Genomic DNA, 14,219 nt, shown 5'->3' on the forward strand with positions numbered 1-14,219 from the left:
GAACAGGGTGGTGCGGGGGTGGTGCGACAGGAAGCGGAATGCCGCATTCACCTATCAGTGTGCGGGATGCGGGCGGCTTCCCGCGGTGGCGGGGATCACGCCGGGGCTCGTACGGGGTGTGGGGCCCCGTCGCGGTACGGGGCACCGGCCCGCTCCCTGAGCGTGCCCGGTGCCCCGTACCGGCCGGTTAATCCCGCGCTTCGGCGTTACTTCAGCCCGGGGTACAGCGGGTGCTTGTCCGCGAGCGCCGTGACGCGGCCGCGCAGGGCCGCAGCGTCGAAGCCCGGCTTGAGGGCCTCGGCGATGATGTCCGCGACCTCGCGGAAGTCCTCGGCCCGGAAACCGCGGGTGGCCAGGGCCGGGGTGCCGATCCGCAGGCCCGAGGTGACCATCGGGGGGCGCGGGTCGTTCGGGATGGCGTTGCGGTTGACCGTGATGCCGGCCTCGTGGAGGCGGTCCTCGGCCTGCTGGCCGTCCAGCTCGCTGTTGCGCAGGTCCACCAGGACCAGGTGGACGTCCGTGCCGCCGGAGAGGACGGAGACGCCCACCTCCTTGACGTCGTCCTGCATCAGCCGCTCGGCGAGGATCTTCGCACCCTCCAGCGTGCGCTGCTGGCGCTCCTTGAACTCCTCCGTGGCCGCGATCTTGAAGGACACCGCCTTGGCGGCGATCACGTGCTCCAGCGGGCCACCCTGCTGACCGGGGAAGACCGCGGAGTTGATCTTCTTGGCGAGCTCGGCCGTGGAGAGGATCACACCACCGCGCGGACCGCCCAGGGTCTTGTGGGTGGTGGTGGTGACCACATGGGCGTGGGGCACCGGGGAGGGGTGGAGCCCGGCGGCGACCAGGCCCGCGAAGTGGGCCATGTCGACCATCAGGTACGCGCCGACCTCGTCCGCGATCCGGCGGAAGGCCGCGAAGTCCAGCTGGCGCGGGTAGGCGGACCAGCCGGCGACGATCAGCTTCGGGCGGTGCTCCTTGGCGAGGCGCTCGACCTCCTCCATGTCCACCAGGTTGGTCTGCTCGTCGACGTGGTAGGCGACCACGTTGTAGAGCTTCCCGGAGAAGTTGATCTTCATCCCGTGGGTGAGGTGACCACCGTGGGCGAGGTTCAGGCCCAGGATGGTGTCGCCCGGGTTGAGCAGGGCGAACATCGCCGCGGCGTTGGCCTGCGCGCCGGAGTGCGGCTGCACGTTGGCGTGCTCGGCACCGAAGAGCGCCTTGATGCGGTCGATGGCGATCTGCTCGACGACGTCGACGTGCTCACAGCCGCCGTAGTAGCGGCGGCCCGGGTAGCCCTCGGCGTACTTGTTGGTCAGGACCGAGCCCTGGGCCTCCATGACCGCGACCGGAGCGAAGTTCTCCGAGGCGATCATCTCGAGGGTGGACTGCTGGCGGTGGAGTTCGGCGTCGACAGCGGCGGCGACGTCGGGGTCGAGCTCATGGAGGGAGCTGTTGAGAAGCGACATGAGTTCTTCCTGCGCGGGAGGGAGCGGGCGGGGTCAGCCGGCGAAGTCGGTGTACTCGTCGGCCGACAGCAGGTCGGCCGGCTCGTCCGTGATCTTCACCTTGAACAGCCAGCCGCCCTCGAAGGGGGCGGAGTTCACCAGCGCAGGGTCGTCCACGACGTCCTGGTTGGCCGCGACGACCTCACCCGTGACGGGGGAGAAGAGGTCGCTGACCGACTTGGTCGACTCCAGCTCACCACAGGTGTCGCCCGCGGTGACCGTGTCGCCGGCCGCCGGGAGCTGGGCGTAGACGACATCGCCGAGCTGGTTGGCCGCGAACTCGGTGATGCCGACCGTCGCCACACCATTGGCGTCGGGGGCCGACAGCCACTCGTGCTCCTTGGAGTAACGCAGCTGCTGGGGGTTGCTCATGGCTAGATTCTCCTGTACGCGCGTGGGTGCTTGTGCAAGGGGTCTTGACAGATGAGATGAGGGGGGTTCAGCAGGGGGTCAGCGTTCCCGCTTGTAGAAGGGGAGCGCGACGACCTCGTAGGGCTCGTGGCTGCCGCGAATGTCCACACATACCCCTTCCGTACCCGGCGTGGCGTGCGCCGCGTCGACATAGGCGATCGCGATCGGCTTACCGAGGGTGGGGGAGGGGGCACCTGAGGTCACCTCGCCGACGACCGCGCCGTCCACCGTCACGGCGAAACCGGCGCGCGGCACCCGGCGGCCGGTCGCGACCAGGCCCACCAGCTTGCGCGGCGGAGCCGTCTCGGCGCGCTCGGCGGCGGCCGCCAGCGCCTCGCGGCCCACGAAGTCACCGGCCTTGTCGAACTTCACGACCCGGCCCAGCCCCGCGTCGAACGGGGTCGTGTCCGTGGTCAGCTCGTGCCCGTAGAGCGGCATGCCCGCCTCCAGGCGCAGCGTGTCCCGGCAGGACAGCCCGCACGGCACCAGACCGGCGTCCGCGCCCGCCTCGGTCAGGGCCTGCCACAGCTTCTCGGCGTCGGCGGGGGCGACGAACAGCTCGAAGCCGTCCTCGCCGGTGTAACCGGTACGGGCGATCAGCGCGGGGACGCCCGCGACGGTGCCCGGCAGGCCCGCGTAGTACTTCAGCCCGTCCAGGTCGGCGTCGGTGACCGACTTCAGGATGGCGGGGGAGGCGGGGCCCTGGACCGCGATCAGCGCGTAGTTCTCGCGGTCGTCCCGGACGGTGGTGTCGAAGCCCGCCGCGCGCTCGGCGATCGCGTCGAGGACCACCTGGGCGTTGGAGGCGTTGGCGACGACCATGTACTCGTCCTCGCCGAGGCGGTAGACGATCAGGTCGTCCAGGATGCCGCCGTCCTCGCGGCAGATCATCGTGTAGCGGGCCCGGCCGACGGCCAGCGCGGAGATGTTGCCCACCAGGGCGTGGTCCAGGGCCTGGCCGGCCTGGGGGCCCGTGAGGGTGATCTCGCCCATGTGCGACAGGTCGAAGAGGCCCGCGCGGGTGCGCACCGCGATGTGCTCGTCGCGCTCGCTGCCGTAGCGCAGGGGCATGTCCCAGCCGGCGAAGTCGGTCATGGTCGCGCCCAGCGCGCGGTGCAGCGCGTCCAGGGCGGTACGGCGGGGGGCATCGGTCATGATCAGGCTCCCGGGCAGGTGGGTCGCGGAGGAAATGCCTGGATAGGCGGCCTCCCCATCTGTCATCGGAACCTGAGAGGTTCACCGGGAGCCCTCGCCTGTCGTCAAAGGCAACCCGGCTTGCACCTTGGGTGGGACCGCGCGGGCGCGGTCCGCTTTTCAGATCTGCCTCACCCGCGCGGTACGGGGCCTGAGAGATTCAAGGGAGGAACTTGCTCCTTCGGCGCCCGGCGCCAGTGGCACCGGGGCTCTCCCGCGCGGATTCGAGCGGCCAGTATGCGGTTGCTTGCAGTTGGGTCGAGCATGAGTCGAGCTTGGCGCGCACATCATTGCACGTACGGGCGTGCGACGGACCGCCCGCCGCCCCTCAAATTGGATTACCTTTTCTTTGCATTGCGTGGGGAGTCCGTGGGGAGGGGGCGGTCGTACGACCAGGCGAGAGGGGGCGGTCACCGTGCGTACGGAAGTGTCGGCGGGAACGGCCGCGGGGGTGCGCGATCTGCGCGGGGGTGCCGCGGCGATATCGGAGCTCCGCTATCCGGCGGGCGATCTGCTCGTCGTCTCCGGGCTGCCGGGCGGCGGCAAGTCCACGCTGATCCGGCGCGCCGTGCCCGCGCTCGACGGCCGGGGCGCCGCCGTCCACCGCGTGGACTCCCAGGACTCCCGCGAGCGCTTCGAGCAGCGCGCGCCGGGGCTCCCGCTGTCGCTCCCGTACGCCGTCTACCGCCCCTTCGTCCGGCTCGCGCACTACGCCGCCCTGCGGCGGGCCCTGCGCTCCGGCGGCAGCGTCGTCGTGCACGACTGCGGCCAGTGGAGCTGGGTCCGCCGCTGGCTCGCGCGCGACGCGCGGCGGCGGGGCGGGGGCCTCCACCTGGTGGTCCTGGCGGTCGACCCGCCCACCGCCCTCGCCGGCCAGCGCGCCCGCGGCCGCGGCGTCTCCCCCCGCTCCTTCGCCCGCCACCGCCGCGCGATGTCCCGCCTCGTCGCGGCCGTCACGGCCGGTTCCCCACCGGCGGGGGCGGCGTCGGCCGTCCTCCTCGACCGCGAGGCGGCGGACACGCTACGACTGATCACCTTCGGCTGAGGGCGCCTCGATCCCGCCGCAGCGGTGCTCAGCTCGCGAGGACGGGCCCGGCGGTGCCGGACAACCAACCCGCCCCGGGCAAGCCCAGGCGCAGCCGCTAGGGTGCCGGGAAGCGTCGCGACAACCGGTGGTGGGAAGACGAATGACCTGGCCTGTCAATGAGCTGGAGGCGGTGCTCGCCGCCTCCGTCGGCGTGCCGGACGCCGGCGCGCGGATCGTCGAGGCGCTCGGCCGCAGCAGCGTGTGGGTGCCGCTGCCCAAGGGCGGAGGGCCCGACAGCCCCGATCTCGACCTGCCCACCCTGGAGCTGGGCGGCGCCGCGTACGTCCCCGTGTTCAGCTCGCAGGAGCAGTTCACGGCCGTCGCCGGCGAGGGGATGCCCTTCGCCGTCGCCCCCGCCGTCGAGTTCGCCCGCGGCCTGCCCCCGCAGGTCGGCATCGTCGTCAACCCCGAGGGCACCGTCACCGTGCCCCTCCCCCCGCCCGCCGTCGCCGGGCTGTGCCGGGCCGGGCGCACGGCTTTGGACGGCGACGCCACCGGCGGTCGCGTCCGGCTGTTCGAGCCGGACTGGCAGGAGGAGCCGACCACGTTCCTGGCCGCCGCCGGGCTGGAGTTCGCGGACACCGGGGTCGTCCGCACCGCCCGCCGTGCCCTGGCCAGCGTCGAGGGCGCCGCTCCGGCACTGTTCGTCGGCGTGGAGCTGGGCCTCCCCGACCCGCGCAGCCGCTCCGCCGCCCTGGAGGCCCTGGGCCGCGCGCTGGGCCGGACGCCCGTGCCCTGGCCCGTGCAGCTGGTCTTCCTGGACGTCGCCCAGGAGGACCCCGTGGGCGACTGGATACGGACGCGGATACGACCGTTCTACGACCGTGACCTGTGACAGCTCTCATGCCCGCCCCCGCGGGCTCGTAAGCTGGTAGCAGCAGACGGCCAAGAGAAGAGGCGGACCCAGGTGAGCGCGGGCGCGGAGAGCGGCGTGGAGCAGGTGCTGCGCCAGGTGGCGCCCGGCCGGTACGACACGTACGAGCAGCTGCTGCGGTCCCTCGCCGAGGGCCGGGTGTGGATGCTGCTGTGGCACGGTCAGGCTGGCTCGCCCGACGCCCAGTACGGGAACATGGAGGTCGACGGCCTCGGCTACGCCCCCTGTGTGACCTCCGCCCAGGAGCTCGCCGCCAGCGGCTGGAACCGCGCCCACGAGGTCGTCACCGGCCGGGCCGTGGCCGGCTCCCTCTACCCCGACCGCTGGGGCCTGTGGCTCAACCCCCACGCCCCCGGCGGCGGCGTCGGCATCCCCTGGCTCGACCTGCGCCGGATCGTCGCCGGCCTGGACCGGCTGCCCGCCGGCCCGCTCCAGCTGAGCGAACCGGCGCTGGACATCCCGCAGTTCTACGCCCTGCTCGGGCAGAACGCCCACCGCACCCCCGTGGTCCGCGCGCTGCGCCGGGCCTGGGTGCGGCCCGCCCTGGGCACGCCGTACCTGGCCATCGGCCTCGATCTGTACGACACCTCGCCCGCCGCCGTGGAGGCCGTGCGCCTGATGATGCAGCAGTCGGTCGCCGCGGTGCCCGACGGCCTGCCGGTGTCGACGGTGTCGATGGCGGACGAGTACGACCCCGTCGCGATGTGGATGCGGGCCAACAGCCGGCCCTTCTTCGCCCGCGAGGGCTACGGGGCCGCCGGCGCGCCGTCCGCGCCCGCCCCGGGCTACGGCTACCCCCCGCCGCAGCAGGGCTGGCAGGCCGGGGCCTACTGACGCCCTGACCCACTGACTCCCCTGACGCCCGCTCAGGGCCCACGGGCGTCCGTATAACGGAACCTCCTTTCGCACATCACGTTTGCGCATCCTTTGCGGGTGAGGGCTGGCGGGTGATCGCGGGAGCGATGAAGACTCCCGCCCAACAAGGACTTCGTTCCTGCGTACGACCTGTTCCGCCGTACGACCGCTCCGTGCGCACGTCCCGTACCACCCGCACCTCCGGTGCTCTCCGCACCGGCGTACCCGGGGTACCACCGCACGTTTTCGCACCTCCCGCACCACAGCACTTCGCGTACCACCGCGATCCGCGCGCACCGCCGCGGAGCGCGTCCTCGCACCAGTGATGTGAACCGGCCGCCCGAGCGCGGCGGGCGTCGGGCCGGTCGCCGCCGGCCGAGAGGGGTCCACCAGACGATGACGGCACCACTGCACGACACGGGACCGGCGGGGGCCGGAGCCGGCCCCGTCGCCGACGGCGCTCCGGCGAAGGCCATCGAGGGGCGCTCGCCCTGGCGGATCGCCTGGACACGACTCAAGCGCGACAAGTTCGCCCTGGCGGGCGGGGCCGTGGTGCTGCTGCTCGTCCTGGTGGCGATCCTGGCGCCGGTCATCGTGGGCCTGCTCGGGCATCCCCCGAACGAGTACCACGAGGAGCTGATCGACCCCCTCTCCAGCACCCCCAAGGGCTCCTGGGGCGGCATCGACTCCGACTTCCTCTTCGGCGCCGAGCCCGTCAACGGCCGGGACGTCTTCAGCCGGGTCGTCTACGGGGCCCGGGTCTCACTGCTCGTGGCCTTCCTCTCGGCCGTCGTGGCGGTCGTGATCGGCACGGTCTTCGGCATCGTCGCCGGCTACTTCGGCGGCTGGATCGACGCGGTCGTCAGCCGGGTCATGGACCTCCTGCTCGCCTTCCCCCAGCTGCTCTTCATCATCGCGCTCGTCTCCGTCGTCCCCAACTCCCTGTGGGGGCTGACCGGTTCGGGGGTGCGGATGGCCGTGCTGATCGCGGTCATCGGGTTCTTCGGCTGGCCGTACGTGGGCCGGATCGTCCGCGGCCAGACGCTCTCGCTCAGAGAGCGGGAGTACGTCGAGGCCGCCCGCAGCCTGGGCGCGGGCCGGCTGTACATCCTCTTCCGGGAGCTGCTGCCCAACCTGGTGGCGCCGATCACCGTGTACGCCACGTTGATGATCCCCACCAATGTCCTGACGGAGGCGGCGCTGAGCTTCCTCGGCGCCGGCGTCAAGCCGCCGACCGCCTCCTGGGGGCAGATGCTCTCCAAGGCCGTCACGACCTACGAGAGCGACCCCATGTTCATGATCATCCCGGGTCTCGCCATCTTCGTCACCGTGCTGGCCTTCAACCTCTTCGGCGACGGCGTGCGGGACGCGCTGGACCCGAAGGGCTCGCGCTGACGCGAGTCCCGCCCCTCTCGTACCGACTCTCTCGTACCGACCGCCCCTGTCGAACCGCCAGGAGGCCCGTTCCCGCACCCGCCGGCCCGTTCCGGGCGGCGACCGATCACGGAGGTCCGCTACATCGTGACAACCCAACGAACTTCGAGGCGCAGACTGGCCGCCGGGGCGGCGCTCGCGGTCGCGGCCCTGGTGACCACCACCGCCTGCGGCGGTGGCGGCGGCAAGAGCGACGGCGGCGGCAAGGGCGGCAAGGCGGCGGGCTTCAACGCCGGTGTGAACAAGGTCGCCGGCGCCTCCGACAAGAAGGGCGGGGAGCTGAAGTTCATCGGCACCCAGGACGCCGACTCGTGGGACCCGCAGCGCGGTTACTACGGCTTCATGTGGGACTTCGCCCGCTACTACACCCGCACCCTCGTCACCCCCAAGCCGGCGCCCGGCCTGGAGAGCGTGAACGTCGTCCCGGACATGGCCACCGACACCGGCCAGCTCTCGGCCGACAAGAAGACCTACACCTTCAAGCTCCGTGACGGGCTGACCTGGGAGGACGGTCAGCCGATCACGACCCGGCAGATCAAGTACGGCATCGAGCGCACCTGGGCGACCGACAAGATCTCCGGTGGCCCGCTGTGGCTGATGCAGGTCCTGGACCCCAACAAGGAGTACAAGGGCCCGTACAAGGACGAGAGCAAGGACAAGCTCGGCCTGAAGGCGATCGAGACGCCGGACGAGAAGACGATTGTCTTCCATCTGCCCAAGCCCAACGGCGACTTCCTCCAGATGCTGGCGATCCCCGCCGCGGCCCCGGTCCGCCCGGACAAGGACACCGCCGAGAAGTACGGGTCCCGGCCGTTCTCCAGCGGCCCGTACAAATTCGTTTCCTACACCCCGAACAAGGGCCTGGAGCTGGTCCGCAACGACAAGTGGGACCGGAAGTCCGACCAGGTCCGCAAGGCGCTGCCCGACAAGATCACGGTCAAGCTCACCACCAACGCCGACGACATGGACAACAAGCTGCTCGCCGGCGAGTACGACCTCGACATCAACGCCACCGGCCTGGGCTCGGCCGGCCGGCAGAAGGCGATGAACTCGTACAAGGCCAACGTCGACAACCCGCAGACCGGCTTCATCCGCTACGCGGCCTTCCCGAAGACCGTCGCGCCGTTCGACAACGAGCACTGCCGCAAGGCCGTCATCTACGCCGCCGACCACACCTCGCTCCAGACCGCGCGCGGCGGCCCGCAGGGCGGCGGTGACATCGCGATCAGCATGCTCCCGCCGGCGGTCAAGGGCTTCGACCCGAACTACGACCCGTTCAATCTGAAGCAGGGCAAGCCCGACGAGGCCAAGGCCAAGGAGGAGCTGAAGGCCTGCGGCAAGCCCGAGGGCTTCAAGACCACGATCGCCGTGCGCAACAACAAGCCGCCGGAGGTCGCGACCGCCGAGTCGATGCAGGCGGCCCTGAAGAAGGTCGGCATCGACGCCCAGATCGACCAGTACGACGGCGCCCAGTCCACCGGCATCATCGGCGCCCCCAAGAACGTCAAGGACAAGAACTACGGGATCATCATCATGGGCTGGGGCGCGGACTTCCTCAGCGGCCAGGGCTTCCTCCAGCCCATCACCGACGGCCGGTTCATCCAGGACAGCGGCAACCAGAACTACCCCGAGCTCAACGACCCCGAGATCAACAAGCTCTACGACCAGGCCATCGCGGAGATCGACGTCGAGAAGGCGGGGAAGATCTACCAGGAGGCCAACAAGAAGGTCACCGAGGGCGCCTGGTACCTGCCCTTCGTCTACGACAGGACGATCACCTGGCGCAGCTCCCGGCTGACCAACGCCTACACGTCCGACGCCTACAACGGACGCTACGACTACGCCTCCCTCGGCGTCGCCAAGTGAGTCACGTGACAGGCGTCGTCAAGTGACAGACCGTACGCTCCGCCGGCGCACCCGCCGTTAGGCCCGAAGGGCAGGTGAGGGCCGCGCGCGGCGGTCCGGGGACCCCCACGCGACACGGGGGTCCCCGGCCGCCGCCGGCCGACCGCAGTGTTCGCTTACATCGTCAGGCGGCTGTTCGCCGTCATCGTGATGCTCCTCGTGGTCACCCTGGTGACCTTCGGCATCTTCTTCGCGATCCCCAAGCTCACCGGGGCCGACCCCGCCGCGCTCTACGTCGGCAAACAGGCGGACCCGGCGACCATCGAGGGCATCCGGCAGAAACTCGGGCTGGCCGACCCGATCCTGGTGCAGTTCTGGCACTTCGTCACCGGCATCTTCGCCGGGCGGGACTACACCGGCGGCGGCACCACCGTGCACTGCGACGTGCCCTGCTTCGGCTACTCCTTCCGTACCGAGCAGGACATCTGGCCCGTGCTCCAGGACCGGGTGCCGGTGACGCTGTCGCTGGCCGCGGGCGCCTGTGTGCTGTGGCTGATCGGCGGGGTGACCACCGGTGTGGTCTCCGCCCTCAAGCGCGGCAGCCTCTGGGACCGCGCGGCCATGACCGTCGCCCTGGGCGGCGTCTCCCTCCCCATCTACTTCACCGGCCTGGTCTCGCTGGCGGTCTTCTCCTACGGCCTGGGCTGGGTGGACGGCGACTACGTCGACTTCGCCGACGACCCGGCCGGCTGGTTCAGCGGGCTGATCCTGCCCTGGATCACCCTCGCCTTCCTCTACGCGGCCATGTACGCCCGGCTCACCCGCGCCACCATGCTGGAGATCCTGGGCGAGGACTACATCCGCACCGCCCGCGCCAAGGGGCTGCGGGAACCGGTGGTCATCGGCAAGCACGCCATGCGCTCCACGCTGACCCCCGTCCTCACCATCCTCGGCATGGACCTCGGCGCCCTCGTCGGCGGCGCGATCCTCACCGAGACCACCTTCAACCTGCCGGGCCTGGGCCAGGCGGCGGTGAAGGCCATCAGCGACCGCGACCTGCCGCTGATCCTCGGCGTGACGCTCATCGCGGCGACCGCCGTCGTCGTCGCCAACCTCGTGGTCGACCTCCTGTACGCCGTGATCGATCCCCGAGTGAGGCTCTCGTGACCACCACACCCGTCCCCGGCGGCGGGGCCGTCGGCGAGCCCGTCGCCGGCCCGGCCCGGCCGACCGCCTTCCTCGACGTCCGCGACCTGCGCATCCACTTCCCCACCGACGACGGCCTGGTGAAGTCCGTCGACGGGCTCTCCTTCCAGCTGGAGAAGGGCCGCACCCTCGGCATCGTCGGAGAGTCCGGCTCCGGCAAGTCCGTGACCTCGCTGGGCATCATGGGCCTCCACACCGTCGGCCAGTACGGGCGCGGCAAGGCCCGGATCTCCGGGGAGGTCTGGCTGGACGGCAAGGAGCTGATGAGCGCCGACCCCGACGAGGTGCGGCGGCTGCGCGGCCGCGAGATGGCGATGATCTTCCAGGACCCGCTGTCGGCCATGCACCCGTACTTCACCGTCGGCGCCCAGATCGTGGAGGCCTACCGGGTCCACCACGACGTCGACAAGAAGACCGCCCGCAGGCGCGCGATCGAGCTGCTGGACCGGGTCGGCATCCCCCAGCCGGACCGGCGCGTCGACGACTACCCCCACCAGTTCTCCGGCGGGATGCGCCAGCGCGCGATGATCGCCATGGCGCTGGTCAACAACCCCGAGCTGCTGATCGCCGACGAGCCCACCACCGCCCTGGACGTCACCGTGCAGGCCCAGATCCTGGACCTGATCCGCGATCTGCAGAAGGAGTTCGGCTCCGCGGTCGTCATCATCACCCACGACCTGGGCGTGGTCGCCGAACTCGCCGACGACATCCTGGTGATGTACGGCGGCCGCTGTGTGGAACGCGGCCCGGCCGAACGGGTCTTCCGCTCCCCCCAGCACCCCTACACCTGGGGCCTGCTGGGCTCGATGCCCCGGATCGACCGCGAGCAGACCGAGCGGCTGATCCCGGTCAAGGGCTCCCCGCCCAGCCTGATCAATGTGCCCTCCGGCTGCGCCTTCAACCCGCGCTGCCCCTACGCGGACGTCCCCAAGGGCGGAGTCACCCGCACCGAGCGGCCCGAACTGCGCCCGGTCCCGGGCGCGGAGGCCGGTCGGCCGCACCACTCCGCCTGCCATCTTCCGCCCGAGGAGCGCACCCGCATCTGGACCGAAGAGATTGCGCCCAAGCTTTGACTCCTCCCCGCCTGAAGGACGGAGATTCCTAGCTCACTTCGCCTGACCCCTGGCAGGAGGCAGGGCTTACAAGATCAGCACCAGCCGGGTTGAGACCAGCCCGGACGAGCATCACGCGGGCGGAGTTCTTGTCCCTGGGGGAGACGGCTCCGCACGCGGTGCACGTGTACGTTCTCTTGGAGAGGGGGAGTGCGTGCTTGGCTCTCGCTCCGCACTGCGCGCAGTCCATGGTGGTATGCGCGGGGTGGACCTGATACACGGCGCGACCGTACTTACGGCCCATTTCGATCAGAGCCGTCTTGGTGGCGCCAATGGCGGCGTCGGCCGCCTTGCGGGCCATGGTGGTCTTCGCGAGGAACTTCGGCCGGAAGTCCTCCACGGCGATGTGGTCGAAGTCGCGGGCAATGGACGTGGCCCACTTGCGGCTGGTGTCCTGCCGCTGCCGGGCGATCTTCTTGTGCGTCTTCGCCGCCGCCCGCCGGGCCTTGCGGTACCCGGCGGTGTCGGGCCGGTTCTTCGGCGTCGCACGCCGGGCCATCATCCGCTGGTACCGGGCCAGCTTCGCGGCAGCCGTCTTGCCATGCTCGGCGTGGGGCAGATCGTGGGCGTCGGAGGTGGTGGTCGCAATTTCCTTCACGCCCCAGTCGACCCCGATCACCCGCCCCGTTGCCGGCAGCGGCCTGGACGGGGCGGCCACGACGAACGAGGCGTACCAGTGGCCGAGGCTGTCCCGGTACACCCGCGCCGAGGACGGGCAGGAGGGCAGCTCCCGCGACCACACCACGGTCAGCACGATCCCACCCGCCAGGTGCAGACGGCCGCCCTTGATCCGGAAGCCTCGCTGCGTGTAGTTCAGCGACGGAGCGGCCTCGCGCTTGCGCTTGACACGGGGCATTCCGGCCCGCTGCCTCATCGGCAGCTTTGCCTTGACGTCCTTGAGCGCTTTGGCACGGGACTTGGCGAAGTCCCGGATGATCTGTTGCTGTGGCACCGAGCTGCCTTCCCGCAGCCACGCCATCGACCGGCGGGCCTCGGTCAGCATCCTGTCGAGCTGCGCCGGACCGCAGGTCTGCTTGTCCCCGGTGGCCTTATAGCGAGCGTGGGCCTTGCGGGAGACTGCCACGCACTCGTTCCAGATCCACCGGCAGCGTGCCCACTCGGCCTCAAGCCGGGCAAGCGCACCGGACGACACGCGCAGCCGGAAGCTGTACCGGGCATGCCCGGCCACCGTCCCGGGGATCGCTGTGGTCGTCATGGCCCGAACCTAACAGCCCCCACTGACAACGGAAGAGAGTGCAGGTCAGAACCAATGCGCAGTGAACTCCGCCGCTTCGCGACTCCGTGCCGAGGACTCATTCCTCCACGCCCCCAGGGGCTGGGCCTCCTGGGAGGAATCCGGTGAAGGACCCACAGATGACGATCCCCGCACAGCCGGCGCCCGAGGCCGCCGAGTCCCTGCTGAAGGTCGAGGGCCTGGTCAAGCACTTCCCGATCGTCAAGGGCCTGCTGCGCCGCCAGACGGGCGCGGTGCGGGCCGTGGACGGGCTGAGCTTCGACGTGCGCGCGGGGGAGACCCTGGGCGTGGTGGGGGAGTCCGGCTGCGGCAAGTCGACCATGGGCCGGCTGATCACCCGGCTGCTCGAACCCACCGCCGGGAGGATCGAGTTCGAGGGCCGGGACATCACCCACCTCGGGGTGACGGGGATGCGGCCGATGCGCCGCGACGTCCAGATGATCTTCCAGGACCCGTACTCCTCGCTGAACCCCCGGCACACCGTCGGCACGATCGTCGGGGCGCCGTTCCGGCTCCAGGGCATCGCGCCCGAGGGCGGGGTGAAGCGGGAGGTCCAGCGGCTGCTGGAGCTGGTCGGCCTCAACCCCGAGCACTACAACCGCTATCCGCACGAGTTCTCCGGCGGTCAGCGCCAGCGCATCGGGATCGCGCGGGCCCTCGCGCTCAAGCCCCGGCTGGTCGTCGCCGACGAGCCGGTCTCCGCGCTGGACGTCTCCATCCAGGCCCAGGTGGTCAACCTCCTGGACGACCTCCAGGAGGAGCTGGGGCTGACCTACGTCATCATCGCCCACGACCTGTCGGTCATCCGGCACGTCTCGGACCGGATCGCGGTGATGTACCTCGGGAAGATCGTGGAGCTCGCGGACCGGGTGTCGCTCTACGAGCGGCCCATGCACCCGTACACCAAGGCGCTGCTGTCGGCCGTGCCCGTGCCGGACCCGGGGCGGCGCGTCAAACGGGAGCGCATTCTGCTCAAGGGCGACGTGCCCTCGCCGATCTCCCCGCCCGCCGGCTGCCGCTTCCACACCCGCTGCTGGAAGGCGACGGAGGTCTGCGGGAGGGACGAGCCGCCGCTGCTGACGCTGCGGACCGGCCACCAGGTGGCGTGCCATCACCCGGAGAACGCACCGGGAACACCCGAACCGGCCACGGGAGGTGCGGGGGTGTGAGCGGCGTGCCAAGCTGGCCCGTGGTGATCGATACGAATTGGTAAAGACCTGAGCACGGCGAGGCGGGGGAGTGCAGAGTCGGCGCGTTCGCCGCACATGCGCTCGCACGTTCGAAGGGACGGCTCATGGCACTCTCCCGCTCGCTCCGGGACCGTTCGATACGCCCTGGAGGCGCGATACGCGGCCGGAGCCGCCCGGCCCGGCTCCTCGCCCTCGCCACGGCCACCGCGTCGGCCTGGGTGATCGCGGCCGCCCCCATGGCCTCGGCC

The 14,219-nt window shown here is 70.9% G+C and carries 12 protein-coding genes and 1 riboswitch; of the genes, 8 read left to right on the forward strand and 4 right to left on the reverse strand.

What is annotated here, in order from left to right:
- Positions 1-206 precede the first annotated feature (206 nt).
- From glyA to gcvT, 3 genes are all read right to left on the reverse strand, one after another.
- Positions 207-1,469 (reverse strand): serine hydroxymethyltransferase, encoded by a 1,263-nt coding sequence (glyA, locus tag K6I33_RS19880; RefSeq protein ID WP_229354322.1) that lies wholly within the window; start codon positions 1,467-1,469, stop codon positions 207-209.
- Between the two features lie 33 nt (positions 1,470-1,502).
- Positions 1,503-1,880 carry a glycine cleavage system protein GcvH gene (gcvH, locus tag K6I33_RS19885; RefSeq protein ID WP_229354324.1) on the reverse strand — a complete coding sequence of 126 codons (378 nt, stop codon included), beginning with the start codon at positions 1,878-1,880 and terminating at the stop codon, positions 1,503-1,505.
- 78 nt (positions 1,881-1,958) lie between these two features.
- On the reverse strand, positions 1,959-3,074 hold the full coding sequence (gcvT, locus tag K6I33_RS19890) for a glycine cleavage system aminomethyltransferase GcvT (RefSeq protein WP_238491824.1): 1,116 nt from the start codon (positions 3,072-3,074) through the stop codon (positions 1,959-1,961).
- A gap of 169 nt (positions 3,075-3,243) precedes the next feature.
- A riboswitch (glycine riboswitch) is annotated at positions 3,244-3,340 on the reverse strand.
- A 188-nt stretch (positions 3,341-3,528) separates the two neighbouring features.
- Here gcvT and K6I33_RS19895 point away from each other — a divergent pair.
- From K6I33_RS19895 to K6I33_RS19925, 7 genes are all read left to right on the forward strand, one after another.
- On the forward strand, positions 3,529-4,158 hold the full coding sequence (locus tag K6I33_RS19895) for an AAA family ATPase (protein WP_374285271.1): 630 nt from the start codon (positions 3,529-3,531) through the stop codon (positions 4,156-4,158).
- A 142-nt stretch (positions 4,159-4,300) separates the two neighbouring features.
- Complete coding sequence (locus K6I33_RS19900; protein WP_229354326.1) at positions 4,301-5,035, forward strand: enhanced serine sensitivity protein SseB; 735 nt, start codon at positions 4,301-4,303, stop codon at positions 5,033-5,035.
- 72 nt (positions 5,036-5,107) lie between these two features.
- Positions 5,108-5,908, forward strand: coding sequence for an enhanced serine sensitivity protein SseB C-terminal domain-containing protein (locus K6I33_RS19905; RefSeq protein WP_229354328.1), 801 nt, complete (start codon positions 5,108-5,110; stop codon positions 5,906-5,908).
- A 417-nt stretch (positions 5,909-6,325) separates the two neighbouring features.
- Complete coding sequence (locus K6I33_RS19910; RefSeq protein WP_229354330.1) at positions 6,326-7,324, forward strand: ABC transporter permease; 999 nt, start codon at positions 6,326-6,328, stop codon at positions 7,322-7,324.
- A gap of 126 nt (positions 7,325-7,450) precedes the next feature.
- Positions 7,451-9,229, forward strand: coding sequence for an ABC transporter substrate-binding protein (locus tag K6I33_RS19915; protein WP_229354332.1), 1,779 nt, complete (start codon positions 7,451-7,453; stop codon positions 9,227-9,229).
- 147 nt (positions 9,230-9,376) lie between these two features.
- Positions 9,377-10,375 carry an ABC transporter permease gene (locus tag K6I33_RS19920; protein WP_229354334.1) on the forward strand — a complete coding sequence of 333 codons (999 nt, stop codon included), beginning with the start codon at positions 9,377-9,379 and terminating at the stop codon, positions 10,373-10,375.
- Complete coding sequence (locus tag K6I33_RS19925) at positions 10,372-11,487, forward strand: ABC transporter ATP-binding protein (RefSeq protein ID WP_229354336.1); 1,116 nt, start codon at positions 10,372-10,374, stop codon at positions 11,485-11,487. Before K6I33_RS19920 ends, K6I33_RS19925 begins: the two co-directional genes overlap by 4 nt.
- A 28-nt stretch (positions 11,488-11,515) precedes the next feature.
- Here the strand turns inward: K6I33_RS19925 and K6I33_RS19930 are convergent, their stop codons facing one another.
- On the reverse strand, positions 11,516-12,742 hold the full coding sequence (locus K6I33_RS19930) for a transposase (protein WP_229354338.1): 1,227 nt from the start codon (positions 12,740-12,742) through the stop codon (positions 11,516-11,518).
- Positions 12,743-12,900: 158 nt separating this feature from the next.
- Here K6I33_RS19930 and K6I33_RS19935 point away from each other — a divergent pair, with 158 nt between their 5' ends.
- Positions 12,901-13,950: an ABC transporter ATP-binding protein gene (locus K6I33_RS19935; RefSeq protein ID WP_229354341.1), complete on the forward strand. Its 1,050-nt coding sequence runs from the start codon at positions 12,901-12,903 to the stop codon at positions 13,948-13,950.
- The last annotated feature ends 269 nt before the right edge of the window (positions 13,951-14,219 follow it).

The sequence above is a fragment of the Streptomyces sp. UNOB3_S3 genome, assembly GCF_020740895.1.
Lineage (GTDB): Bacteria > Actinomycetota > Actinomycetes > Streptomycetales > Streptomycetaceae > Streptomyces.

Excerpts from the sequence above, each read along its gene's own strand:
- K6I33_RS19910 (WP_229354330.1), top strand. The coding sequence starts at position 6,326 with ATGACGGCACCACTGCACGACACGGGACCGGCGGGGGCCGGAGCCGGC.
- glyA (WP_229354322.1), bottom strand. The coding sequence starts at position 1,469 with ATGTCGCTTCTCAACAGCTCCCTCCATGAGCTCGACCCCGACGTCGCC.
- K6I33_RS19935 (WP_229354341.1), top strand. The coding sequence starts at position 12,901 with ATGACGATCCCCGCACAGCCGGCGCCCGAGGCCGCCGAGTCCCTGCTG.
- K6I33_RS19930 (WP_229354338.1), bottom strand. The coding sequence starts at position 12,742 with ATGACGACCACAGCGATCCCCGGGACGGTGGCCGGGCATGCCCGGTAC.
- gcvH (WP_229354324.1), bottom strand. The coding sequence starts at position 1,880 with ATGAGCAACCCCCAGCAGCTGCGTTACTCCAAGGAGCACGAGTGGCTG.
- gcvT (WP_238491824.1), bottom strand. The coding sequence starts at position 3,074 with ATGACCGATGCCCCCCGCCGTACCGCCCTGGACGCGCTGCACCGCGCG.
- K6I33_RS19900 (WP_229354326.1), top strand. The coding sequence starts at position 4,301 with ATGACCTGGCCTGTCAATGAGCTGGAGGCGGTGCTCGCCGCCTCCGTC.